The 649-nt window shown below is 45.1% G+C and carries 1 protein-coding gene; it reads left to right on the forward strand.

What is annotated here, in order from left to right:
- A partial coding sequence (locus A3756_RS00855; protein ID WP_197481080.1) for a thiamine pyrophosphate-binding protein occupies positions 1–649 on the forward strand: 649 nt, incomplete at both ends.

A 649-nucleotide genomic window follows, 5' to 3' on the forward strand; every position in this document is an offset into this window, starting at 1 on the left:
CACCAGAAAGATATTATTAGAACGCTATATAAAGCCTACGAAATTGCGACGAGTGGCGAACCAGGGCCAGTATTTGTTGAGATACCAGTGAATATACAGCTTTATACGGCGGAGGTTGAACGACAAATAACGTATGCCGAATTTTTAAGTGAAAAGGCGCTTGTCGAGTCTGGTCATTTTGAACAGCAGCTAGATGAAGCGGTCGATATCTTAATTAAGGCTAATAAGCCCGGATTGTTTTTGGGCTGGGGAGCGGTGGACGTTTCTGATGTTGCTACGCAAGTCGCTAGCTTGCTTGGCGCACCGGCATCTACTACCTTGCAAGGCTTAAGCTCCTTTCCGGCAAATGATCCTATGCATACGGGAATGAGTTTTGGGGCTGCAGCAGTGCCTGCCGCAACGAAAGCATTTGAAGATTGCGACGCTTTGCTTGCGGTAGGGACTCGTTTTGGAGAAATTGGTACAGGTAGCTTTGGCGTTACGGTTCCTGAATCTTTGATTCATATTGACATTAACCCTAAAGTTCTCAATACAAACTACCCAGCGAAAGTAGCGATCCAGGGAGATGCAAATGAGGTCTTGCCCGCGTTATTACGTAAGCTCAAAGCTAAAATACATGAGAATAATATCTGTTTTGATGCGCGTTATA

Source organism: Oleiphilus sp. HI0086 (assembly GCF_001635225.1).